22 protein-coding genes are annotated in these 22,518 nt (G+C 63.9%); 12 read left to right on the plus strand and 10 right to left on the minus strand.

Annotation, left to right across the window (positions count from 1 at the left end; translation table 11 throughout):
- The first annotated feature begins 59 nt into the window (after positions 1-59).
- On the plus strand, positions 60-1,205 hold the full coding sequence (locus ACYG9Z_RS04585) for a hypothetical protein (protein WP_023699660.1): 1,146 nt from the start codon (positions 60-62) through the stop codon (positions 1,203-1,205).
- Here ACYG9Z_RS04585 and ACYG9Z_RS04590 read toward each other — a convergent pair.
- The 7 genes from ACYG9Z_RS04590 to ACYG9Z_RS04620 form a co-directional block, all read right to left on the minus strand.
- A complete protein-coding gene (locus ACYG9Z_RS04590; protein WP_023673072.1) occupies positions 1,200-1,754 on the minus strand; it encodes a gluconokinase in 555 nt (184 codons plus the stop codon). The genes ACYG9Z_RS04585 and ACYG9Z_RS04590 overlap by 6 nt on opposite strands.
- Positions 1,755-1,756: 2 nt before the next feature.
- A complete protein-coding gene (locus ACYG9Z_RS04595; protein ID WP_023673071.1) occupies positions 1,757-2,743 on the minus strand; it encodes an ABC transporter permease in 987 nt (328 codons plus the stop codon).
- Positions 2,740-3,720, minus strand: coding sequence for an ABC transporter permease (locus ACYG9Z_RS04600; protein WP_023733121.1), 981 nt, complete (start codon positions 3,718-3,720; stop codon positions 2,740-2,742). Before ACYG9Z_RS04600 ends, ACYG9Z_RS04595 begins: the two co-directional genes overlap by 4 nt.
- Positions 3,717-5,279 carry a sugar ABC transporter ATP-binding protein gene (locus ACYG9Z_RS04605; RefSeq protein WP_023752961.1) on the minus strand — a complete coding sequence of 521 codons (1,563 nt, stop codon included), beginning with the start codon at positions 5,277-5,279 and terminating at the stop codon, positions 3,717-3,719. Before ACYG9Z_RS04605 ends, ACYG9Z_RS04600 begins: the two co-directional genes overlap by 4 nt.
- 93 nt (positions 5,280-5,372) lie before the next feature.
- The gene (locus ACYG9Z_RS04610) at positions 5,373-6,497 is read right to left on the minus strand and encodes a sugar ABC transporter substrate-binding protein (protein WP_023682221.1); all 1,125 of its coding nucleotides are present in this window, start codon (positions 6,495-6,497) and stop codon (positions 5,373-5,375) included.
- 326 nt (positions 6,498-6,823) lie between these two features.
- Positions 6,824-7,852 carry an HTH-type transcriptional regulator GntR gene (gene gntR / locus ACYG9Z_RS04615; RefSeq protein WP_023746968.1) on the minus strand — a complete coding sequence of 343 codons (1,029 nt, stop codon included), beginning with the start codon at positions 7,850-7,852 and terminating at the stop codon, positions 6,824-6,826.
- 159 nt (positions 7,853-8,011) lie between these two features.
- Positions 8,012-9,184, minus strand: a complete 1,173-nt coding sequence (locus ACYG9Z_RS04620; RefSeq protein WP_050586894.1) for an MFS transporter — start codon at positions 9,182-9,184, stop codon at positions 8,012-8,014.
- Between the two features lie 231 nt (positions 9,185-9,415).
- Here ACYG9Z_RS04620 and ACYG9Z_RS04625 point away from each other — a divergent pair, with 231 nt between their 5' ends.
- From ACYG9Z_RS04625 to mocR, 4 genes are all read left to right on the plus strand, one after another.
- Positions 9,416-9,703: a DUF3175 domain-containing protein gene (locus ACYG9Z_RS04625; RefSeq protein WP_023673065.1), complete on the plus strand. Its 288-nt coding sequence runs from the start codon at positions 9,416-9,418 to the stop codon at positions 9,701-9,703.
- Between the two features lie 208 nt (positions 9,704-9,911).
- Positions 9,912-10,823 (plus strand): myo-inosose-2 dehydratase, encoded by a 912-nt coding sequence (gene iolE, locus ACYG9Z_RS04630; protein ID WP_023752959.1) that lies wholly within the window; start codon positions 9,912-9,914, stop codon positions 10,821-10,823.
- Between the two features lie 214 nt (positions 10,824-11,037).
- Entirely contained in the window at positions 11,038-11,244 is a 207-nt protein-coding gene (locus ACYG9Z_RS04635) for a LacI family DNA-binding transcriptional regulator (RefSeq protein WP_023705614.1), read from the plus strand.
- Between the two features lies 1 nt (position 11,245).
- Entirely contained in the window at positions 11,246-12,712 is a 1,467-nt protein-coding gene (mocR, locus tag ACYG9Z_RS04640) for a rhizopine catabolism transcriptional regulator MocR (protein ID WP_023829210.1), read from the plus strand.
- A gap of 21 nt (positions 12,713-12,733) precedes the next feature.
- Here the strand turns inward: mocR and ACYG9Z_RS04645 are convergent, their stop codons facing one another.
- A complete protein-coding gene (locus ACYG9Z_RS04645) occupies positions 12,734-13,978 on the minus strand; it encodes a DegT/DnrJ/EryC1/StrS family aminotransferase (RefSeq protein ID WP_023752957.1) in 1,245 nt (414 codons plus the stop codon).
- Here ACYG9Z_RS04645 and ACYG9Z_RS04650 point away from each other — a divergent pair.
- The 6 genes from ACYG9Z_RS04650 (at position 13,977) to ACYG9Z_RS04675 (ending at position 19,526) form a co-directional block, all read left to right on the plus strand.
- Complete coding sequence (locus tag ACYG9Z_RS04650) at positions 13,977-14,363, plus strand: hypothetical protein (RefSeq protein ID WP_031194894.1); 387 nt, start codon at positions 13,977-13,979, stop codon at positions 14,361-14,363. The genes ACYG9Z_RS04645 and ACYG9Z_RS04650 overlap by 2 nt on opposite strands.
- A complete protein-coding gene (locus ACYG9Z_RS04655) occupies positions 14,338-15,249 on the plus strand; it encodes a polysaccharide deacetylase family protein (RefSeq protein WP_023752956.1) in 912 nt (303 codons plus the stop codon). Before ACYG9Z_RS04650 ends, ACYG9Z_RS04655 begins: the two co-directional genes overlap by 26 nt.
- Positions 15,250-15,311: 62 nt before the next feature.
- Positions 15,312-16,280, plus strand: a complete 969-nt coding sequence (locus ACYG9Z_RS04660) for a rhizopine catabolism ABC transporter substrate-binding protein (RefSeq protein ID WP_023687959.1) — start codon at positions 15,312-15,314, stop codon at positions 16,278-16,280.
- A 157-nt stretch (positions 16,281-16,437) separates the two neighbouring features.
- Positions 16,438-17,553 carry an ABC transporter permease gene (locus ACYG9Z_RS04665; RefSeq protein WP_023687958.1) on the plus strand — a complete coding sequence of 372 codons (1,116 nt, stop codon included), beginning with the start codon at positions 16,438-16,440 and terminating at the stop codon, positions 17,551-17,553.
- Entirely contained in the window at positions 17,550-18,386 is an 837-nt protein-coding gene (locus ACYG9Z_RS04670; RefSeq protein ID WP_023712088.1) for an ATP-binding cassette domain-containing protein, read from the plus strand. The genes ACYG9Z_RS04665 and ACYG9Z_RS04670 overlap by 4 nt, the downstream gene beginning before the upstream one ends.
- 33 nt (positions 18,387-18,419) lie before the next feature.
- The gene (locus ACYG9Z_RS04675) at positions 18,420-19,526 is read left to right on the plus strand and encodes a Gfo/Idh/MocA family protein (RefSeq protein ID WP_023673056.1); all 1,107 of its coding nucleotides are present in this window, start codon (positions 18,420-18,422) and stop codon (positions 19,524-19,526) included.
- 149 nt (positions 19,527-19,675) lie between these two features.
- Here ACYG9Z_RS04675 and ACYG9Z_RS04680 read toward each other — a convergent pair whose 3' ends face one another.
- Together ACYG9Z_RS04680 and ACYG9Z_RS04685 are read right to left on the minus strand one after the other, a co-directional pair.
- The gene (locus tag ACYG9Z_RS04680; protein WP_023725423.1) at positions 19,676-20,452 is read right to left on the minus strand and encodes a FadR/GntR family transcriptional regulator; all 777 of its coding nucleotides are present in this window, start codon (positions 20,450-20,452) and stop codon (positions 19,676-19,678) included.
- A gap of 118 nt (positions 20,453-20,570) precedes the next feature.
- The gene (locus tag ACYG9Z_RS04685; protein WP_023752955.1) at positions 20,571-21,461 is read right to left on the minus strand and encodes an NAD-dependent epimerase/dehydratase family protein; all 891 of its coding nucleotides are present in this window, start codon (positions 21,459-21,461) and stop codon (positions 20,571-20,573) included.
- A 117-nt stretch (positions 21,462-21,578) separates the two neighbouring features.
- On the opposite strand from ACYG9Z_RS04685, the gene ACYG9Z_RS04690 reads away from it, so the two are divergent.
- Positions 21,579-22,517, plus strand: a complete 939-nt coding sequence (locus tag ACYG9Z_RS04690; RefSeq protein WP_023682235.1) for an NAD(P)-dependent oxidoreductase — start codon at positions 21,579-21,581, stop codon at positions 22,515-22,517.
- Position 22,518: the final 1 nt, after the last annotated feature.

Raw genomic sequence — 22,518 nt, forward strand, 5'->3', positions numbered from 1 at the left:
GTGGCAGACGCAGTAAAGCGATTTCCGGACGCACGCAAGAACAGGTGGACACCGATCGGATGAGGCTGCCGTGGTTGGGAAAATCCCGGAAAGCCGACCGGACACCATCTTCCGCCGTCATTTATCATACGGAAATCATCGCCGACATCCTGGTGCCCGAACGCGCCGAGCATGTCCGCTTCTTCAGCCGCAAGCAGGTCCGCGCCGGCAAGTTGCGCACCTTCAACAACAGGGATCTCCGCGAGCTGCTGCTGGCCGCCTTCTACATCGGCGTCGCGGCATCGCTGCCGGTCGATTGGTGGGCCGCGGTCTGCAGCCGCGTATCGGGGCTGCGCCTCAAGCGCCATATCCGCAAGGATTTCGTGCGCTACGCCGCCGCGACGCGCGCCGTGCTCGGCAATGGCATCGATGCGCAAAGGCAGTTCAGGGCCTTGCTCTGCGCCAACCACCGCCGGCGTTTGCTGCTTGCCGCGCATCTCATCGGCCGCCGCTGGTCACCTGATATCCGGCTGGAGGGCCTGGAAGGCCTGCAAGCGGCGCTGAAGCGCGGCCACGGCGCTATCATCTGGTGCGATCAGTTCACGGCACAGACCATCATCGGCAAACGCGCTCTCCATGAGGCCGGCATCGAGACACACCAGCTCAGCGTCAGGGCTCACGGCATATCCGATTCGACCTTCGGCTTGCGCTTCCTGAACCCGCCGATGGTTCGGGTCGAGAACCGTTTCCTGAAAAGCCGGATCGTGTTCGACCGCAGCGACGCCTACCAGGTCACCGGCCGGATCCAGAAGATCCTTGGCAACAAAGGCGTCGTATTGGTGACCAACACCGTGCATGCCGGCTCGACATTCACCGAAGTCGGCCTTGGCGAGAGCGGCTGGACTCACCTCGCCTCGGCGCCGACGAATTTCGCTGCCAGAGGCAAGGCGGCGCTGTTTTCCATGTCGACCTTCGAGACCGATCCGTTCCGCCAATACCGCGCCGTCCTAAGTCCCGAACTGGTGCCGGCCCCGGCAGAGGCCGGCGAGCGCGCGGCCAGAGCCGGCGCCAAGAACATGGCGCTGCAGGCCGAGTACATATTGCTCAAGCGCGACCGCTTGCTGGAGGCGCTGAAACTCTATCCCGAGCAAATGATGGTCTGGTCCGGCGCCGACCGGTTCACCGAACGGCCGGAAACCGCCTTGCCCGACGAGGGTGGTTCATGATTTTGCGCCGGCCAGCAGGCTGGCAACGGCGGTGACGATCTCAGCCACTGGAAGTGTGGCGTCGGCCGTCAGCGCCCGCTCGTCGGCGCCAGGCGGCTCAAGGATGGCGAACTGGCTTTCGACCAGGCTTGCCGGCATGAAATGGCCCTTGCGGTTGGCGACACGCTGCTTGGCGGTTGCGGGATCGATCTTCAGATAGATGAAATCGATATCCCGGCGGAAGCCACGCAGACGATCGCGGTAGCTGCGCTTCAGCGCCGAGCAGGCGGCAACCACGCTTTGGCCGCTGCCGGTCAGGTCGGCGATCCGCTCGCCGATGGCATCGAGCCAGCCCTCACGCAGTTGATCTGTGAGCGGCTCGCCGCTCGCCATGCGGGCGACGTTTTCGGGCGGGTGCAGCCTGTCGCCTTCGACAAAGACGGCCCCTTCCTCTGCTGCCAATGCCTTGCCGACAGCCGATTTTCCGCAGCCGGCGACGCCCATCACCACAATGGCCCGAGGCACTGAGCCGGTAGCGCCCATTGGCGCCTTTGCGGTCTTTTCGTCCACGGTCAGCGGCTTGCCGGCGCGCGGCCGTAGAGCAGGAGCATGGCAACGATGACCAGGCCATAGACGATCTGCCGCCCCGCCTCCGGCATCTGCATGACCGAAAGGATGGACTGCAGGAGCGTGATCAGGATGACACCGGCGACGGTGCCGAGATAGGAGCCGCGGCCACCCAGGATCGAGGTGCCGCCCAGAACCACGGCGGCGATCGACGGCAAGAGATAGGCATCGCCCATCGATTGCGCCGCCTTGGAGGCATAGCCGGCGAGAAGCACCCCGCCAAAGGCGGACAGCCCGCCTGAGATAGCGAAGGCGATCATCACCACGCGCCTTGTATCGATGCCGGAGAGATAGGCGGCACGCTCGCGGTTGCCGATGCCGTAGACGGTGCGGCCGAAGCTGGTGCGGGACAGCACGAACACCATCGCAGCGCCAATCAGCGCCCAGATGATGACGGCGTTAGGCACGCCAGGAATGGTAAAACCTGTCGCAAGATAGCGCATGGCGCCGGTGGCCGAATCCTGTGGCGAGTAGCCGCCGGTATAAACGACCATGAGCCCTTGCGCGACAGCGTTGGTGGCGAGCGTGATGATCATCGAGGGTATGCGCAGATAGGCGACGCCAAAGCCGTTGACGATGCCGATCAGCACCCCGCAGAAGATGCCGAACGGGATGGCCAGCGCCACACCGATCGGGCCATAGGCCGCAGCCGCACACGCCATCATCGCGCCCGCCGCCACCGCCCACGGCACCGACAGGTCGATCTGGCCTAGCAGGATGACCAGCATCATGCCTGTGGCGATGACGCCGAGGAACGAGGCCACCTTGAGCTGCTGCAAGAGATATTCAGGCGACAGAAAGCTCCTGGAATAGAGGCTGCCTAGGAACAGCAACAGCACGATGCAGGCGAAGGCCGTCAGCACCGCCGGATCGGCGCGGCGGATGAATTTCGGCATGCGGCCGGCTATGCCGCCCAACGTCGTTTCGCTCACAGGAACCACTCCAGCCGGTTGCGGACCCGAAACAGTGCGAAGGCGCCGAGGCTGACCGCAACCAGCAGGATAACGCCCTGGAACAGTGGCTGCCATAGCGGGTCGAAATCGAACACGAACAACAGGTCGCCGATGGTGCGGAAGGCCAGCGCGCCGAAGATGGCGCCGATGGCGCTGCCTTTGCCGCCGAACAGCGAGACGCCGCCCAGCACCACCGCGGCGATTGAAAACAGCGTATAGGCGTTGCCGCTGGCATAGGCTGCATCGCCCGTATAGGTGAAGAAGGTCAGGAACAGTCCGCCGATCGCGGCCAACAGGCCTGCGAGCGCGTAGGCAGCGAACTTGCCGCGCCTTATCGGCACACCGGACATGTAGGCCGCCGTCTCCGAGGATCCGGCCGCATAGGCCGCGCGCCCGAGCACCGAGCGGCTGAACGGTACCCAGACCACGAGCACGACGGCGAGCAGCACGACCAGGCTCGCCGGCACCACGCCCAACAGGCGTCCGGTCAGCGCGTCGGCGAGACCTTCGTTGACCGAACCGCCGGGAAACGGCCTCAGCAGCAGCGCGATGCCGAAATAGACCGCACCCGTGGCGATCGTGGCGACGATCGGCTGCAGGCGGCCGTAGATGACGATGGCGCCGTTGATCGCCCCGCACAGGAACCCGGTGCCGAGCACGGCGATGACGCCGAAAGCGGTCTCGAGGCCGGTGCCGATGACTAGCCAGGAGGCGAGGCAATTGGTCAGCGTGAAGATCATGCCGACGGAGAGGTCGATGCCGGCGGTGATCACGACCAGTGTCTGCGCCATGGCGACGAAGGCGAGCAGCACGCCCTTGTTGGACGCTGTCTGCACGACATTGGCGGTGAAGCCCGCCGGATGGTTCGAGGTGTAGATGACGAACATGACAATGAATATGCCGAGTGCCATCAGTGTTCCGCGCTGCTCGGCCAGCCAGTAGCGCCACTCTTTCACGCGTCCGCTCCCTGTCTTGCGCCGGCATCGTCTCTCGCGCCGTCATCGCCGTGGATGTTGAGCGCGCTTGCAATGAGCGCCCGCTCGGTGATCTCGGCCCCGACCAGCTCGCGCTTGACCGCGCCGTCATAGAGCACCAGCACGCGGTCGCAGCAGCCGATCAGTTCGTCATAGTCGGTCGAATAGAACAGGATCGCCGCCCCCGCATCCGCCAGCTTGCGCATCAGTTGATAGAGTTCCTGCTTGGTGCCGACGTCGATGCCGCGCGTCGGATCGTTGAGCAGGATGATACGCGGCTGGCGCATCAGCCATTTGGCGATGACCGCCTTCTGCTGGTTGCCCCCCGACAGCGCACCGACCGGAATGTCGAGGCCGGCCGTCTTGATCGCCAGCAGCCCGACCATGTCGTCGATCAGCCGCTGTTCGGCGGCGCGGTCGATGATGCCGGCCTTGGACAGCCGGTCTAGGGCGGCAAAGGAGAGGTTCTCGCGCACCGTCATCGGCAGCATCAAGCCTTCGGTCTTGCGGTCCTCCGGGATCAGCGCCATGCCGATGCGGTCGTCGCGCGCCGCTTGCGGGCTGGCGATCGAAACCGGCTTGCCATCGATAAGGATCTGGCCGCCGAGGCCGCGCAGCACACCGAAAAAGGCAAGCAGCAATTCGCGTTGGCCCTGGCCGTCCAGGCCGCCAAGGCCGACGACCTCGCCTGCCCCGACCGTCAGCGAGACATTGTCCAGCCGGTCCGTCCAGGACAGCTTGCGCGCCTCCAGCACGGGAACGGCGGCGGCTGCGGTGCGCGCGGGTTTCGGCGGGAAAATATGGCTATATTCGCGCCCGATCATCAGTTCGACGACTTCGTTGTCGCTCTTTGTGCCTGCCTTGTAGCTGGCGACATTGCGGCCGTTGCGAAACACCGTGCAGTGGTCGGCAAGCTCGGCGATCTCGTTCATGCGGTGCGAAATGTAAAGCAGCGCCAGCCCTTCCGAGCGCAGTCGCTTGAGCACGCTGAATATCCTGGCGACGTCCGTCGCGGTCAGGGCCGAGGTCGCCTCGTCGAGGATCAGGATGCGCGGCTTCCTGGCCAATGCCTTGGCGATCTCGACCATCTGTCTTCTTGAAAGCGGAAGATCCTTGACCAGCGCCAATGGATGGATGTCGGCCGCACCTGCGCGTGCCAGCGCATCCTCGGCAATGCGGCGCTGCGCCTTGCGGTCGATCATGCCGAAACGCTTCGGCGGATCGGAGATGACGATGTTGTCGGCAACGCTGAGTTCGGGAACCAGCGACAGCTCCTGGAAGATGCAGACGATGCCGGACTTGTTTGCAGCAGCAGGCGAAGCGAACGTCACCTCGCTGCCGTTCAGCATCATGCGGCCTTCGTCGGGCGCGACGACGCCCGCCATGACCTTGATCAGCGTCGATTTGCCGGCGCCGTTTTCGCCGAGAATGGCGTGGATGCTACCGGACGAGACCGAAAGCTCGGCCTTTTCCAGCGCCCGCACGCCACCATAGCGCTTGGATATGCCTTCCATCCGGAAGAGCGGAACCGCACCGTCCATCGGCCCTCCCGAGGCAGTTTGACTTCAAGGGATATCGAGTGGCCGGCGCCGCGGAGATCCCGCGGCGCCGGATATGCCGCCTATTGGTCAGCCCTATTGGTCAGCTTTGGTCTGACCCATAATTTCCTGCGCGGTGAAATTGATGCCGCAGGTCGGGAAGGAATTGCCGACGAAGAAATTGTCGGACTGGTCGGGGAAGAAATCCTGACCGGCCTTGAAGTTCGGATCCTCGACGATCGCCAGTGGCAGTTTCACTGCTTGCGGAACGACGTTGCCTTCGAGCGCGGCAATCGCCGTCTTGATGGCGACCGCGACCTGCGCCGGACCGGTGCCGGCCGATGAGCATTTCAGCCCGTCGCCGGCATGTGCCGCGCAGAACTTGCGGAAACCGTTCTCGGTCTCGCCGCCGAACGGCACGAAAGCATGCTTGGCATCGATCATCGCCTGCACGATGCCGGTGTCGCCGCCTTGCCCGGTGATACCGTCGAACGGACCGTTGGTGGCAATGGCGTCGGCCGTGGCCTTCTGTGCCACGCCGTCGTCCCATTTGCCGACCACCTCGGTGACGTCCCATTTCTTGCCGGAGGCATCGAGCGCTTCATGGATTCCGTTGTGACGGTCGGTGTCGACGGAAGTCCCGGCAACGCCGCGCACTTCGAGCACCTTGCCGCCATTCGGCACATGGCCGACCAGCCATTTGCCCCACAATTCGCCAAGGCCCTTCTGGTCGACATTGACGTTGATGGCGTCCTTGGTATCGAGAATATTGTCGAAGGCGACGAGGATGACGCCAGCTTCCTTGGCGCGCTTGATGACCGGCCCGAAAGCGGTCGGGTTCTGGGCGTTGACGACGATCGCGTCATAGCCGGAATCGATGAAGTTGTTGATCGCCGAAATCTGAGCCGGCACGTCTTCGCCGGTCGAGACGACCTTGAATTCCTTCAGTTTCGCGGCGACCTCCGGCTGGGCCGCATAGGCCTTGGCGGTCTGCACCATCTGGATGCGCCAGGTGTTGGCGATATAGCCATTGGCGAGCGCGATGCGGTATGGGCCGTCTTTCTTGGGGAACTTGAAGAACTGCGTATCGGCCGCCCAGGGCGCAAAGCAATCCGGCTCAGCCGACGGGCCCTTGACGACTTCCGGGTCGGCCATGGCCGACGAACTCAGCATGACGAATGCAGTGGCGGCAACGATGCCACCAACAAGTGACTTGATCATCGATATTCCTCCCAGTTGTAGTTTTATTTGCTGCTGCTTGTTAATTTTGATGCTGTTTGTCGTGGTGTGTTTTCCACGCCTGCCGAAGGCCCTCCAGCCTGGCCGGCGCCACGTCTCAAGGGCCCGAAGCCGGCCCGATCCCCTCCCCCTCGCCGCTTCACAGGCGAGAAACGAAACTAGCATATTATACATAATAAACAAGCATGAGCTGTTGCTTATGTATAATAAACAGGCAGGGCCTCTCATCAAAACGTCTGCCCGACGAAAATGGTAGCGCTACCATCACGTTGTGTAAAGCACCATTTGCTGAGGCCGCCAAAGCCTGTTCAGCGTGCGGTGCTCTCGCGGGGCTTGAGTTCGAAACCGAGATCGACGACCCGCTGCTCAGGCCTTCGTCCTGCGATCGCCGCCAGCGCCATGGCGACAGACCGACGGCCGATTTCATAGCGAGGGGTGCGGATACTGGTGAGCGGCGGGAACGCCGCCTGCATCATTTCGAGGTCGTTGAAGCCGACAATGCCGATTGTTTTCGGTACGTTGAGCGCGGCGCTATGGCATTCGAACAAAACGCCGAGCGCGATGTCGTCATTGTTGCAGAAGACGCCGTCGAGCGCCGGCATCTTGGCCAGCGCATCGCGAAGCAGCTCGCGGCCGAGCGTCACGCTGGACAGTAGCGGCGTGGTGGTGACCAGCCGGGGGTCGAACAGGCCGGCCTTCTCCATTGCCGCGCGATAGCCGGCAAGCCGCCGCTGCGAGCGCGGGTCCATGCGTGCGCCGATGAAGCCGATCCGCCGGTAGCCGGCCTCGATCAGATGCTCGGTCGCGGTGCGGCCGCCGTCAAAATGCGAGAAGCCGACCAGCATGTCGACCGGATCGGACCCGGTCTCCATCACCTGCACCACCGGGCAGCCCGCGCTCTCCAGCAGTTTTCGCGAGGTCGGCGTCTGGTCGATGCCGGCCACGATCAGCGCCGCCGGGCGCTGCGGTGCGAACACCTGCAGCAGGCGCTCCTCCTCGAGGCCGGAATAATGGGTGTTGCCGAGCTGGACGCGGAACGGGCCGTCCGACAGGCTGTCATAGATGCCGCGCACCACTTCGGCGAAGACGTTGTTGGTCAGCGACGGCACCAGCACGCCGAACACATCGGCGCGCGCCGAGGCCAGCGCCCGTGCATTGGGATCCGGGACATAACCGAGTTCGTCGACGGCGGCCTGGATCTGGCGCCGCAGATCCTGGCTGACGCGTTCCGGTTCGCGCAGCGCCCGCGACACGGTGATGGCGCCGACGCCGGCCTTACGCGCCACATCCGATAGGGTCGGGCGGCCGCCGCCGCGACGCGAGCGCGGCTTGGTCATGGACATCCTCCACGTGCCGGGCCCCGGCCGCTGCGCCCTTGCGAAACCATGTCCAGCTTTTCCACCGCCACCATGCCAACCGGCTGCTGCCGCACCCACTCGCCTGCTGGCGTCGCGCAGCCAATCGCCCTTGTCAAGCAACAGGGCAATCCTGCCTTCCTAAGCCATCAGGGCAGCACTGCGTTTTGCTTTCCACAGCAGCAGCCCGATCGCCACTATGTTCAGCAAGTTCCACGCGATCCCGTTGAGGAACGCGGCGGCGTAGGAGCCGGTCAGGTCGTAGATCCAGCCCGACATCCAGCCACCGATCGCCATGCCGAAGATGGTCGCCATCATGACGATGCCGATACGCTGGCCGGCCTCCCTGGCGGGCAGGTATTCGCGCACGACGATGGCATAGCAAGGCACGATGCCGCCTTGCGACAGGCCGAACACCAGCGACACGACATAGAGCGAGGCAAGCCCGTCGAACGGGATGTAAAACAAAAGCGACAGGCATTGCAGCACGGAACCGATAAGCAGGGTTTTCACGCCGCCGATGCGGTCGGCGACAAAGCCGGAGGCGAGCCGGCTGACGACGCCCGCCGCCATCATGATCGACAGCATGTCGGCGCCATGCGCAATGCCGTAGCCAAGATCCATGCAATAGGCGACGATGTGCACCTGCGGCATCGACATCGCCACGCAGCAGCCGAGACCGGCAACGATCAGCAGCACCTGTAACGCCGCCGGCGACAGCGAAATTGACTGCACTGGCCGGCTTCCGGGTGAACCGGCGGCAGCCGCCGCCGGAGCAGCGCGCCGCAACAACAGCACCAGTGGCACCATGGTGACCAGGCAGAAGACACCGATGCCGGCATAGGTGAAGCGCCAGCCTTCCGCCTTGATCAGTGTCGGCATGATGGTTGGCCAGAGCGCTCCGGCGAGATAGTTGCCAGCCGCCGCAGCTGTGACGGCGACGCCGCGCCGACGGTTGAACCAGTGCGAGATGTCGGCGATCAGCGGCCCGAAGATCACCGATGTGCCGACACCAATCAGCACGCCCTGGGCAAGGGTGAATTGCAGGATAGAGGTCGACAGCGCGGCGAGCAGCAGGCCGGCGGCGAGAGCCACCGAGGATAGCAGTGCCGGGATCCAATACCCCATGCGATCGACCGCGCGGCCAACGAGCACATTGCCGGCGGCGAAGCCGACCATGGTTGCGGTGTAGGGCATCGATGCCGCGGCGCGGTCAACGCCGAACTCGGCCTGCACGGCCGGCAGCACGACGACGACGGCCCACATGCCGACCGCACCGATCGTCGCCAGCAGCATGGAGATGGCAAGCCGCATCCAAGCGTAGCTGCTGTCGATGCCGGGGCTATCCGCCTGATTGGCGACGATCGGGGTCAAGGCGTTTCCTGTCTACGGTCCTGGGAAGTCGACCGTTGTGTCGCCACTATCGGCGCATTCACCGCGACGGGCAGCGCCACAGGGCCATGATCCGTGGCTCCAGCGGCCCGGCGACTTTCTCGGGAACCGGCGGCGGCCTGCCCGAGTTTTTGCGACAGGAAGGAGTTTGTCATGACCGCGAAAAAGAAATGGTCGGCCGAGGTGACCGAGCACAGCGATGCGATGGACCTCGAGGACCACATCTTCGAAGCCGACGACGCCAGGAAGATCGCGGCCTCGCTCAAGCGCTCGGCCGAGCACAGCGACCGCCGCAAGGCCGAGCCGTTTCAGTCGGCCATGTCGATGCTGAATTTCTACATCAACCGCGCCGGCAAGAACCTGCCGCAGGCGCGCCGGAAAGTGCTCGAGGACGCCAAGGACGAACTGCGCGCGGCCTTCGGAAGGCCGCAGCAGGATTAATGCATGTCGCTCAAAAGTGGCGCCGGTTTTGAGACAACGACATGCAAAGACCTAAGCGCGTCGACTTAGTCCGTTCAAACGGGACGCGCTTTAGCGCTCCCGATTGGCTCTACCAAATTCACCTCAACTGGACCTAGTGACAGGTCCTCTTTCCCCTCAGTTTGCCGGCCTCGGCTTTGTGTTTCCCCGAGCCCTTTGAAGTAGCGGCATGACGGTCAAGATCGGCATCAATCCCATCACCTGGAGCAATGACGATGTTCCCGCACTCGGCGGCGATACGCCGCTCGCGACATGCCTGTCGGAAACCAGGCAGGCCGGCTATCGCGGCACCGAACTCGGCGGCAAATTCCCCAGGCGAAGCGACGAGCTTGGACCGATCCTGTCTTCTTACGGACTGGAGCTCGTCTCCGGCTGGTATGACGGCCGCATTCTGGACCGCACGGTCGACGAGGAATTCGCCGCCCTCACCTCGCATCTGACCCTGCTGCGCGACCTCGGCGCCAAGGTCGTCGTCTATGCCGACACCTCGCGCGGCCGTCATGACGGCATTTTCGCGCCGATCTCACAGCGTCCGCGCCTCGCTGACGGCGAATGGACCGCCTATGGCGAGAAGCTGACCGAACTCGCCGACCGCATGGCTGCCTTCGGCGTCGGCATGGCTTTCCATCACCATATGGGCACCATCGTCGAGAGCGATGACGAGGTCGACAGGCTGATAGCCGCAACCGGCAAGAGCGTCGGCCTGCTGTTCGATACCGGCCATTGTCTGTTCTCAGGCGGCGACCCGGCCTCCCTCCTGAACCGGCATCTCGACCGCATCGTGCATTTCCATTGCAAGGACGTCCGCGCGGCCGTGCTGGAGAAGGCACGGCGCGAGGACATGAGTTTCATGGCGGCAGTGATGGAAGGAATCTTCACTGTGCCCGGCGACGGTTCCGTCGATTTCCTGTCGCTGTTGAAGCCGCTGGCCAAGCGCGGCTTCGAAGGCTGGATCGTCGTCGAGGCCGAGCAGGATCCGGCCAAGGCACACCCCTTGACCTATGCCACGAAAGGTTACGCTTCGCTTCTCAAATCGGCCTGCGCGGCCGGGTTCGACGTCGCGATACGAGACTTGGCCTAACCACCGCCGGGGGGCTGGTGGTTGGGCCGGTTGGGCGCGCGCCTCGGTAGGGGTAGCGACGCGAAAGCGCCCGGCGATCCGCGCCGCCGCCCTCCCTTGGCGGCGCGGATCGCACAGTTCTTGGCATCGAAATTTTTGCCCCCGAGTTGCCGGCCCGGCGTTTCAAGCTTGAGGCTGGCGACGAGGCATGCCTTGATGCGGATGGAGGAGCGACATGGCATTCGAGGCGGCACTCGGCATGGAACGGCTTTGCACCATCCGTGAGATCGCCGAGAAGGCGGAACTCGGCGCGGCAACCGTTCACCGCGCGCTGAAGAACAGCCGTGAGGTCCGTCCCGCAACCAGACGGCTGGTGCTCGAGACCGTTTGCCTGCTTAACGAAGAAAAGATCGCGCGCGCAGCCAGGCTCGTCGGAGACTAGCTTGGCCGACCACATGCGCCTTTCCCTCGACATCATGTCGGTCGACCGCGGCTCGGACGAACCGATGCACCGACAGATCTATGGCGCCCTGCGGCGCTTCATCCTCGACGGCCAGATCCAGCAGAACACGCTGCTACCATCGACACGCTCGCTGGCCGAGGATCTCAAGGTCGGCCGAAACACGGTGATCGCCGCCTACGACCAGCTGCTCGCCGAAGGGTTTATAGAGGCGCGCGCCGGGTCCGGCACCTGGGTGGCGCCGATCCAGCAGAAACGCCCGCCGGCCGCGCTGCGCGCCGGGCTTGCCGCTCCGCAAAAGCTCTCGCGGCGCGGTCAGACCATCGTCAACGGCCCGCAGCCGCCGCGCAATGCCGGTGTCATCAACTTCCATCCCGGCGTGCCGGAAACCGCGTCCTTCCCCTTCACCATCTGGTCGAGCCTTCTGGTGCGCAACGCACGCAGCCGCGACGAGAACTTGCTCGGCTATATCTCCTTTGCCGGCCATCCCGGTCTGCGCCAGGCCATTGCGTCGACCATCAGCCTGTCGCGCGGCATCAACTGCACCGCCGACCAGGTCATCATCGTCACCGGCGCGCAGGCAGCACTCGACCTCGCTTCGCGCGTGCTGATGGACGAAGGCGACCATGTCTGGATGGAGGAGCCCGGCTATCTCGGCGCCAAGAGCGCCTTTCTCGCCAGCGGCGCGCAGCTCGCGCCCTTGAAGGTCGATCGCCACGGTTGGCATCTCGCAGACCCAGAGCTGCCGCCGCCGCGGCTGATCTATGTGACGCCATCCTGCCAGTGGCCGTTCGGCACCATCATGCGCATCGAGGAGCGGCTGCAACTGCTCGACATTGCCGAGCGCCACGGCGCCTGGATCGTCGAGGATGATTATGACGGCGAGTACCGGTACCGTGGCCGGCCGGTACCGGCGCTGCGCGGCCTCGATCACGCCGACCGGGTCGTCTATATCGGCTCCTTCGGCAAGACGCTGATCCCGGCGCTCCGCATCGGCTATCTCATCGTGCCGCGCGAACTGTCGGTCCCCTTCGACCGCGCCGTCTCGATCACCGGCCAGTTCGCGCCGCTGATCCTGCAGGCGACGGTCAACGACTTCATCACGCAAGGCTATTTCGCCACGCATCTGAAACGCATGCGCCGCCTTTATGCGCGCCGGCAAGCCAATTTCGTCAAGCTGTGCCAGGAGCATCTGGCCGAATGGCTGACTGTGACCGAGAACGATTCCGGCATGCAGCTGCTGGCCAGTTTTATCCGACCCTACAAGGACAGCGACGTCGTCGCCGCCGCCGTCAAGGAGGGCCTCGACGTGCAGGGCATCTCGATCAACTACCATTCGAGCGAGCCGGAACACGGCCTGCTGCTCGGCTATGCCGCGATGGACGAACGCCAGATCCTGCGCGCGGTGCTGGCGTTGCGCGCTGCCTTCATGCGGCTGGACCGGCAATAGGCCGATCCAGCGCTGAGCGCTTCAATTCACACTATCGAATTTCTGCAGATCGACGGGCGCTGCCTTGCGCACCTCGACATCGTCCAGCGAGGCATTCTCCAGCGCCACACGGGCCGCCGCATCGATGTTATGGACCATGTCGTCGATGTCGGCGTCGCCATGCGCCGGATTCGTCGCGATCATCACCGTGCGGTTGAGGATGTCGAGAGAACCCTTGCCGAGATCGTCGGCATAGGTCAGCCGCAGGCCCTTGTTTTCCGGCAGCGTGTACGGATTGAGCGCCGGATGATGCGCGCCCTCATGCATCAGCACCTGGTCCCACTGAGTGAAATTGTGGCGGCCGGTCTTGCCGGCAATGACGCTCGGAATGGTCTTCGAAAAAGTCTGCGCCGCCTGTTCGCTGGGCAGCAGATACATCACCTGCGCCGCGCAATCGTCGTCGGGGCTGTTCATCGGCGACGGCGTCAGACCGAGATTGCCGAGATGGCGCGTGCCGGCCAGCACCTTCTTCTTCTCCGCCCGCATCGCCTCGATGATGCCGTCGAGACGGTCGAGCTGGACATTGAGCATTGCACCCATCAATTCCGAGGCGCGCGCGCCGATGCCGGCGAACGGCTTGATGCTGTCGCTGCGGCCCTGCCAGTAGAAGTGGCAGGGGTCGATGGCGCAGCGCGCGCGCTCGGCCACTTTCGGATCGCTGGTGGCGATGCCGCCGCCCTCGCCCGACGTGATGTTCTTGAAGTAGTTGAAGGAGTAGGCGCCGGCATGGCCGATGGAGCCGAGCTTCTTGCCCTCATAGCCGCCGCCAATGCCCTGGCAGACATCTTCCAGCACGAGCAGACCGCGTTTTTTAGCGATGTCCATGATGGCGTTCATGTTGCAGGCCGCACCCCACATATGTACCGGGATGACCGCCTTGGTGCCCGGGCCGACGGCGTCGCGCAGAGCGGCCGGGTCGATGGTCAGGCTCTCGTCGATATCGACAATGACCGGAATGGCGCCGACCGACAGCACTGCTGTGGCGGTCGCCATATAGGTGTGCGCCGGCACCAGCACCTCATCGCCCGGGCCGATGCCGAGGCCGATCAGGCCGGCGGCGAGCCCATAGGTGCCGCTGGCGGCCAGCGCAAAATGCTCGACGCCGAGATGCCTGGCATAGCGGGCCTCGAAGCGGTTGCACTCGCTGTTCTCGCCATAGCGAAACAGCGCACCCGAGCGGATCACCCTGGCAATGGCTTCGATCTCTTCTTCGCCGGCAGTGTACATGGCAAGTCTCCACATCGCTGATGGTATGAAAGCAGTACGCCTGCGGCCGCTGTTTGAAAGAACCACTCCGCTGCGATCGGACCAAGCCATCCTGCTCACGTCGGAGCGGCGTTTAGCGCCGACTGTGGGCATATCGAATGAAATCGACATTCCAGAATGCAGGCCCGCGGAAAAATCGTACCCATCCGAATTCGCTGAAGTGGCCCTGTCGGAAAGCCCGCATTGGGCGTTCCATCGCGTCCAGTTGGGCAAACGGTCGGTTCCATGCAGCACGGGACACACTTTGGAAGACCCTCGAAACCGGGGTGCCGGCAAGATGGTGGCCGGCAAGATGGTGGCCGGCAAGACGGTGGCCGTCCATGACGCGACAGCTCGTCCTGCATGAAGACGATGTCGGCATGTGCCATGGCGCCAACAGCGCCTTCCTCGAACTGACCGCACTGGGCGCCTGCAGCTCCGGCGCCGTGATGGTGCCGTGCCCATGGTTCCCTGAGATGGCCGAAGCGGCAGCCGCCGATCCCCGGCTCGATCTCGGCGTCCACCTGACGCTGAACAGCGAAAAGCAGCACTACAAATGGCGGCCGCTGACGTCGCCGTCGCGCGCGGCCGGCCTGACGGACGAGTTCGGCTATTTCTGGCCCGATGTCGCGACCACCCGCCGCAAGGCAGCACCGCAAGCGGTGGAAACCGAGCTTCGCGCCCAGATCGACACCGCCTACCGCGCCGGCATCGACGTCACTCATCTTGACGCCCATATGGGGGCAGCGCTGTCGCCCGAGTTTTGCGACGTCTACATCAAGCTCGGCCTGGAATATCGCTTGCCGGTGCTGTTGACCAAAACGCTGTCGGCCTATTCGCCCAACGACAATCTGGTTGGCGTCACCGAAGCGGCGTTCCAGCGCGGCGTCACTGAAGCCCGGGCCAAGGGCTTTGTCATCTTCGACGCCGCCATTCAGACGACCTGGGGCCGTCCACGCTCCAAGCCGATAGGGCCCGCCTACAGGGCATTGGTCGAAGGGGTGCGCGAAGGCCTGACCTTCTTTTGCCTGCACTTCAACGCGCCGGGCGAGTTGGAACTCATCGAGCCGCGCTCCGCCTATATCCGCACCGAGGAATACGAACTCTTCCGCGACCAGGCTTTCCGCGACTGGCTCGGCGCGCAGGACATCGACATCATCGGCATGAAGCCGCTGCGCGAGGAGCTTCGTGCACGGCTCGGGGCATCGACACCGGCAAAGGCCCGCAAAGCGGCCACCCGGTCAGCGCCGTAAGCCGATCCGTCGGCCGAGGCGCAAAGAGGGAATTGGAACTGCAACGACAATGGGAGAATGACATGAAGACTGTTCTGAAACTGGCGCTCGGCGCGCTTGTCTCGATGAGTATGCTGGCGGGCGTCGTGCAAGCGGCCGGCCTGAAGGATCCCAAGGATGTCCGCATCACCTTCGTGGTGCATGGCTCGGCCTCCGATCCCTACTGGTCGGTGGTCAAGCGCGGCGTCGACGATGCGGCGGCGCTGACCGGCGCCAAGGTCGAATATTATGCGCCGCAAGTGTTCGACGTGGTCGAGCAGGCCCGCCTGCTCGACGCGGCCATCGCCACCAATCCAGACGGCATCGCCGTCTCCATTGCCGACGCCAATGCGCTTGGTAAATCGGTCAAGGCCGGCCTTGCCGCCAATATTCCGATGGTCGTCCTGGATTCCGGCGAGAAGGAAGGCGCCGAACTCGGCACCTCTCTCTACGTCGGCACAGTCTCCGAATATGATTCCGGCAAGAAGGCCGGCGAGCGGCTGGCCAAGGAAGGCACGCTCAAAGTCGTCTGCATCAACCACGAGGTCGGCAATGTCAGCCTCGACCAGCGCTGCCAGGGGTTGAATGATGGGCTGAAGCCGTCAGGCGGCGGCACCGAAGTGCTTACCGTGTCGCCCGATCCGGCCGACATCCAGCGCCGCACCGAGGCCTATCTGTCGGCGCATCCCGACACCCAGGCCGTCTTCGCGCTCGGCGCCACTGCCGCCAATCCGCTGATCCCGTTCTTCCGGCAGAAGGAATTGTTCGGCAAGATCAAGCTCTACACCTTCGACATCAGCCCCGAAGTCCTGGATTCCGTCGTCGCCGGCGAAATGGGCTTCGGCATGGACGCCCAGCAATATCTGATGGGATACCTGCCGGTGATCTATCTGGTCGAGCATGCCACACATGGCTTCTGGCCGCAGAACAACGCCTACACCGGTCCGCTGTTCATCGACTCGCCCGATAAGGCCAAGGCGATCCTGGCGCTCGCCAAGGACGGCATCCGCTAAGGCAAGACCAAAACGGATCGGGGAGCCGCCATGCGCTCCCCGTCTCTGGTCGAGATTGCGAAGTGAGCGATTGGGGAGCCTAATGGCTGTTGTGGAAGACAAGGCGATACCTCCAGAAGCGCCGGCCCCCGGGGTACTGGGCAAGGACCGTTTCGGCATGACGTCGAAACGGGCTGCCGGCACTGACGAGCGGCTGGCCAGCACCGGCCGGCTGACGCAATGGCTGCGCCGGCCCGAAGCCGGTGCCGCCGGCGGCCTCATCGCCACCGTCATCATCTTCGCCCTGCTGCCGGGTGCGTCGAACCTCTATTCGCTACAGGGGTCGATGACCTTCCTGACGCTGGCAGCCGAACTCGGCATCATCGCCACGGCCGCAGCCCTTCTCATCATCGCCGGCGAGTTCGATCTCTCCGTCGGCTCGATGGTCGGCTTCGCCGGCGTCGTCATCGGACTGACGGTGAAATATTGGGGCTTGCCGCTGTGGGGCGGCATCGCCTGCGCCTTCGCTGTCGCCATCCTCACCGGCTACGTCAACGGCCTGATCGTTGTGAAGACCCGCCTGCCCTCCTTCATCGTGACGCTGGCGTCGCTCTACATCCTGCGCGGCCTGTCGATCGGCATCACCCGCGCCGTCACCGGCCGCACGCAGATCCCCTACATCCTCGACGGCGCGCCGGACCCGGCAACCGCGGGCCTGTTCAACGGCCATCTCCTGACTGGCTTCTTCCAATGGATGGGCACGCAAGGTTGGATCGCCACCCGCACCGACGGCATTCCCTTCGTCGTCGGCATTCCGATGTCGATCGTCTGGTGGCTCGGACTGACAGCGCTTGCCGGCTATGTCTTGACCCAGACCAAATACGGCAACTGGATCTTCGCCACCGGCGGCGACCTCAATGCCGCCCGCAATGTCGGCGTGCCGGTCGACCGGGTTAAGATCGCGCTGTTCATCTACACCGCCTGTGCCGCGACCTTGCTTGCCACCATCCAGGTGATGGAGGCCGGCTCCGCCGACACCACGCGCGGCCTGCTCAAGGAATTCGAGGCGATCATCGCCGCGGTCATCGGCGGCGTGCTGCTCACCGGCGGCTACGGCACCGTCTATGGCGTGCTGTTCGGCGCGCTGATCTTCGGCCTGGTGCAGATGGGCATCTTCTACACCGGCATCGACACCGACTGGTTCAAGGTCTTCCTCGGCATCGTCATCTTGATGGCCGTGCTCGTCAACAACTACATCCGCCTCAAGGCGCTCGGACGCGGAGGTGGCAAATGACCTATCCAAACCCATCCCCGGCCATCCAGCCAGCCATGGAATTGCGTGGTGTATCGGTCAATTTCGGCTCGGTGCGCGCGCTGCAGGATATCGACATCAAGGTCTATCCCGGCGAGGTGCACTGCTTGCTGGGCGACAACGGCGCCGGCAAGTCGACGCTGATCAAGGTTCTGTCGGGCGTGCACCGGCCGACCAAGGGCGAGATTTTCGTCGACGGCAAGCCCGTCACGTTCCGCAGCCCGCGCGACGCGCAGGACCTCGGCGTCGCGACGGTCTTCCAGGACCTCGGCATGATCTCGCTGATGTCGATCACGCGCAACTTCTTCCTCGGCCGCGAGCCGACCAGAAGCCGCCTGCCCTTCTCGCGCTTCGACAAGGAGCGCGCCAACACAATTGCCCGCCAGGCGATGGCCGATATCGGCATCGACGTGCGCGACCCGACGCAGGCCGTCGGCACGCTGTCGGGCGGCGAGCGCCAGTCGGTGGCGATCGCACGCGCCGTGCATTTCGGCGCCAAGGTGCTGATTTTGGACGAACCGACCTCGGCGCTCGGCGTGCATCAGGCGGCGATGGTGCTGAAATTCATCATCGAGGCGCGCATGCGCGGCCTGGCCGTGATCTTCATCAGCCACAACATCCACCACGCCTACCCTGTCGGTGACACTTTCACGCTGCTCAACCGCGGCCGCAATCGCGGTACATACGCCAAGTCCGAGATCTCGCGCGACGAGGTGATTTCCATCATGTCGGGCGGCGAGGATTTGAAGGCGGTGGAAGCTGAGATTGCCGGGCTGTTGGCGCAGATCGGCAACCGGCCGGCCGCCGCACCCTGAGCCTGGAACACTTTTGCAGAGAGTATTAACAGCATGAGCAGGATACGCGTCGGCGTCATCGGCGCCGGCATGATTTCGCAGGTCGAGCATATTCCAAACCTGTTGCGGCTCGGCGACCTGTTCGAACTGGTCGGCGTTGCCGACCCGTCAAGGATTTCGCGGGAATATGTCAGCGAAATTCACGGCATCGCCAATTTCGAAACGCCGGAGCAACTGTTCGGCCAGAAGCTCGACGCCGTCGTCATCGGCTCGCCCGACCCGCTGCATCACGAGCAGGTACTGGCCGCACTCGGGCGCGGCCTGCATGTCTTCTGCGAAAAGCCGCTCTGCTATTCCCCGGCGGAAATCGCCGAGATCATCGCCGCGCGCGACAAGGCCGGCAAGGTCATGCAGGTCGGCTATATGAAGCGCTTCGATCCGAGCTACCGGCTGGCGCTGGCCTCGCTGCCCGGCACGGCAAAGACGTTGCGGTCCGTCTCGGTCGAGGTCAACGATCCCGATGCCTGGCCGTTCATCGCCCACCAGCGCTACAAGCGCGGCAACGACATTCCCGAGGAGCTGATTGCCGCCGCGCAAGCCAGGCAGAAACAACAGGTCGAGCGCGCCATCGGCCAGCCCATGACCGATCTGGCTTTCCGTGGGTTTACCGGCGCTTACAGCTCCGCCTTGATTCACGATGTGAATGCCGTGCACGGCCTGCTCGACGCGCTCAGCGTGCCGGAGGGCGAGGTTGTCGGCGCGCAGATCTTCGCCAATGGCGATGGCGGCCAGGGCGCGGTAAAACTGCTCGACGGCCAGGCGCTGTGGACGATGACGCATCTCACCGTGCCGAAGCTCGCCGACTACAAGGAACGCATCACGCTCTTCTTCGACGATGCCAGCCTTGAGCTCGAATTCCCCTCGCCCTGGCTCAACCATCATCCGACCCGGCTGACTGTGAAGACCTCGGACGGCCACACACTGTCGACAAGGGATCTGCGTGCCGGCTACGGCGAAGCCTTCGTCGAGGAACTGCGCGGCTTCTGGGGTGCGATCGTCAATGGCGACGAGGTGGTCAACCGCCCCGAGCACGCCGCCCGCGACCAGGCGCTGCTGGTCGCGCTGACCAGGCAGCACCTGGCCACTTCGCAGGCCGGCTGAGCGCTCGCAGGATGTGTTGAGATTCAGGTCAGGCCGCGCCGAAAACGTTGGATTTCGAGAACCGGAGCGGAGCGTACTTAAGTAAGTGAGCACCGGAAGCGCAGAAAGCCGGCGTTTGCAGGCCGGCCTCACCTGAATATCAGCATATCCTACCGGGTGTTGATGACGCCGTCGGTATTGGCGAGCAGCTTGCGCACCGCGTTGCGGGCCGCCTCCGGCCGCTGCAGGCGGATGGCCTTCTCGATCGCCTCGTGCAGTTGCTGTGCATGCTGCAGATCGTCGAGTTCGCGCGTCGTATAGGTGAACAGATGATCGAAGGCGGATTCGATCAGCACGCCGAGCGGCACCAGCAGATCGTTGCCGGAGGCGCGCAGGATGGCCAGATGGAAACGCGTATCGGCGCGCGTGCGCTCCTGCAGGCTCGGCGCCTCGCCCATCTCGCGGCAGGCCTGGCTGATCTCGGCCATCTGCTCTTCGGTGCGTCGCATGGCGGCGAAGGCAGTCGCTTCCGGCTCGATGATATGGCGGAATTCCTGCACCGTCTTCAGGAACACCTCACGGTCGGGCGCGGTCGCGTACCAGGCGAGCACATCGCGATCGAGCAGGTTCCAGCGCTCCCTGGGCTCCACCCAGCTGCCGATCTTGGGGCGCGATGCCAGAAGGCTTTTGGCCATCAGCATCTTGATCGCCTCACGCACCGCCGAGCGGCTGACGTTGAAGGTTTCGGACCATTTGGCTTCATTGGGCAGGATGGTGCCCGGCGGATAGTCGCCGCGCACGATCCGAAGCCCGATTTCGCTGGCCAGTGACGCATGCACGCTGGTGCCGGGCATCCGGGTCGCGTCAGCCCGGCGAAGGGCCGCCGGGCGCTCGGCGGATGCCCCCTTTTCAGGCTTCGTTCCCTTATTCGGCTTTCCGTCCCTCATGCGTCCACAAAGTCCGGATTTCGAAAGCTGTCAAGCAGAGTGCCGGGCGCAGACGGCAAAGCCTGCGCCTGTGCACAGATCAGGTTACAACCTTGCCCCAAAGCCCAATTTGCCAGTCCTATTTGACGTATTTGCGCCAGCTGTGCTCGGGACGGAAGCCGAGCATGTCCCTGGCCTTGCGGTTGGAAAGCAGCGTTTCATATTCGCCGAGCTTCGTCTTGACCGGCACGTCGGGATAAAACCGCTTCAACAGTTCCGCTGTCGGCAGGTCGGACGAGGTGTCGTCATTGGCGGCGTTGAACACCTGGAAGCCGAGCCCGTCCGTTTCAACGGCGCGCAGCGCGATCTGGCCGAGATCGCGCGCGTCGACATAGCTCCAGGCGATGCGCTTGCGAAAGCCCGGATCGGCAAACCACTTCGGAAACAGCGAATATTCGTACGGCTCGATGACGTTGCCGATGCGCAACGCATAGATATCGGTGCCGTTGCGCTGCGCAAAGGCGCGCGCCGTGTGCTCGTTGACGACCTTGGACAGAGCATAGCTGTCCATCGGATCGACGTCGTATTCTTCATCGAGGGGAAAATATTTGGGGTCGCGCGGTTCATTGGCGAACACCACGCCGTAGGTGGTCTCGCTGGACGCGATCACCACCTTGGGGATGCCAAGCTTCACCGCCGCCTCGATGACGTTGTAGGTGCCCATCGCATTGATGCGGAACACCTCATTGTCGGTCGTGATCATGATGCGCGGTATGGCGGCGAAGTGCACCACGGCATCGACCGGCTGCGGGCGCAGCGACGGGTCGAATTCGTGCAGACCCATATAGCTCGACAGCGCGTTGAACACCTGGCCGCTGTCGGTGATGTCGGTGATCAGCGTGCGTACCTTGGGATTGTCGAGCGGCCTGGTGTCGATGTTGAGCACCTGGCAGCCCTGTTCGACCAGATATTGCACGACATGGCGACCGGCCTTGCCGCTGCCGCCGGTGAACATGATCCGCTTCGTCATTTTCGTCTCCAATGCCTAGGATTTCCGTGTATTGTCAGACAATATGGCATTCCGCAACCACCCTCGCCCGCCAGACGGCGGCGCCCACTATCAATCATCGCAACAGGACTTCAAGACATGACCACGACCGCCGCGAGCGAAAAGATCGGCTTTATCGGCCTTGGCCTGATGGGGCACGGCATTGCCAAGAACATCGTGGACAAGGGCTATGGCCTGACCTTCCTCGGCCGCAAGAACCGCAAGCCGGCGGAAGACTTGGCTGGCCGGGGTGCGAAGGAAGTGGCCACCTCGCGTGAGGTGGCAGCGGCATCCGATATCGTCTTCATCTGCGTCACCGGCTCGCGCGAGGTCGAAGCCATCATCCGTGGCCCCGGCGGCCTCAAGGAGGGCCTGAAAAGAGGCTCGGTTGTCGTCGATTGCTCGACCGCCGATCCGGTCTCGACCGTGGCGCTGGCGGCGGAACTGAAGGAGATCGGCGTCGACTTCGTCGATGCACCGCTCAGCCGCACGCCGAAGGAAGCCTGGGAAGGCACGCTCGACGCCATGGTCGGCGCGCCCGACGCGCTGTTTGCCCGTGTGAAGCCGGTCATCGAAACCTGGGCCGGCCGCATCGTCCATATTGGCGATACAGGTGACGGCCACCGCATGAAGCTGCTCAACAACTTCATCTCGCTGGGCTATGCCGCGATCTATTCCGAGGCGCTGGCGCTGGCCGAAAAGGTCGGCATCTCGCCACCGCGTTTCGACAGCGTCATCCGCAACGGCCGCATGGATTGCGGCTTCTACCAGACCTTCATGCGCTGGACGCTGGAGGGCGACCGCGACGCGCATAAATTCACCATCGCCAACGCGTTCAAGGACCTGACCTATCTGGAATCGATGGCGGGTGCGGCCGGCATCGCCAACCCGCTCGGCAACGCCACCAAGAACTCCTTCGCCGGTGCCCATGCCACTGGCCCGGCCGAGCAATTCGTGCCGATGCTGGCGACATATATCGGCAAGGTCAACGGCGTCGACCTGATGCCCAGCAAGGATGGCAAGAAGCAGACGATTTGAG

The sequence above is a fragment of the Mesorhizobium sp. RSR380A genome (genome assembly GCF_054719385.1).

What these genes read in the sequence shown, in the direction of transcription:
- ACYG9Z_RS04585 (WP_023699660.1), top strand. Translation starts at nt 60, where the DNA reads ATGAGGCTGCCGTGGTTGGGAAAATCCCGGAAAGCCGACCGGACACCA.
- ACYG9Z_RS04605 (WP_023752961.1), bottom strand. Translation starts at nt 5,279, where the DNA reads ATGGACGGTGCGGTTCCGCTCTTCCGGATGGAAGGCATATCCAAGCGC.
- ACYG9Z_RS04610 (WP_023682221.1), bottom strand. Translation starts at nt 6,497, where the DNA reads ATGATCAAGTCACTTGTTGGTGGCATCGTTGCCGCCACTGCATTCGTC.
- gntR (WP_023746968.1), bottom strand. Translation starts at nt 7,852, where the DNA reads ATGACCAAGCCGCGCTCGCGTCGCGGCGGCGGCCGCCCGACCCTATCG.
- ACYG9Z_RS04620 (WP_050586894.1), bottom strand. Translation starts at nt 9,184, where the DNA reads ATGCGGCTTGCCATCTCCATGCTGCTGGCGACGATCGGTGCGGTCGGC.
- ACYG9Z_RS04625 (WP_023673065.1), top strand. Translation starts at nt 9,416, where the DNA reads ATGACCGCGAAAAAGAAATGGTCGGCCGAGGTGACCGAGCACAGCGAT.
- iolE (WP_023752959.1), top strand. Translation starts at nt 9,912, where the DNA reads ATGACGGTCAAGATCGGCATCAATCCCATCACCTGGAGCAATGACGAT.
- ACYG9Z_RS04635 (WP_023705614.1), top strand. Translation starts at nt 11,038, where the DNA reads ATGGCATTCGAGGCGGCACTCGGCATGGAACGGCTTTGCACCATCCGT.
- ACYG9Z_RS04650 (WP_031194894.1), top strand. Translation starts at nt 13,977, where the DNA reads ATGGCAAGTCTCCACATCGCTGATGGTATGAAAGCAGTACGCCTGCGG.
- ACYG9Z_RS04645 (WP_023752957.1), bottom strand. Translation starts at nt 13,978, where the DNA reads ATGTACACTGCCGGCGAAGAAGAGATCGAAGCCATTGCCAGGGTGATC.
- ACYG9Z_RS04655 (WP_023752956.1), top strand. Translation starts at nt 14,338, where the DNA reads ATGACGCGACAGCTCGTCCTGCATGAAGACGATGTCGGCATGTGCCAT.
- ACYG9Z_RS04660 (WP_023687959.1), top strand. Translation starts at nt 15,312, where the DNA reads ATGAAGACTGTTCTGAAACTGGCGCTCGGCGCGCTTGTCTCGATGAGT.
- ACYG9Z_RS04665 (WP_023687958.1), top strand. Translation starts at nt 16,438, where the DNA reads ATGACGTCGAAACGGGCTGCCGGCACTGACGAGCGGCTGGCCAGCACC.
- ACYG9Z_RS04670 (WP_023712088.1), top strand. Translation starts at nt 17,550, where the DNA reads ATGACCTATCCAAACCCATCCCCGGCCATCCAGCCAGCCATGGAATTG.
- ACYG9Z_RS04675 (WP_023673056.1), top strand. Translation starts at nt 18,420, where the DNA reads ATGAGCAGGATACGCGTCGGCGTCATCGGCGCCGGCATGATTTCGCAG.
- ACYG9Z_RS04680 (WP_023725423.1), bottom strand. Translation starts at nt 20,452, where the DNA reads ATGAGGGACGGAAAGCCGAATAAGGGAACGAAGCCTGAAAAGGGGGCA.
- ACYG9Z_RS04685 (WP_023752955.1), bottom strand. Translation starts at nt 21,461, where the DNA reads ATGACGAAGCGGATCATGTTCACCGGCGGCAGCGGCAAGGCCGGTCGC.
- ACYG9Z_RS04690 (WP_023682235.1), top strand. Translation starts at nt 21,579, where the DNA reads ATGACCACGACCGCCGCGAGCGAAAAGATCGGCTTTATCGGCCTTGGC.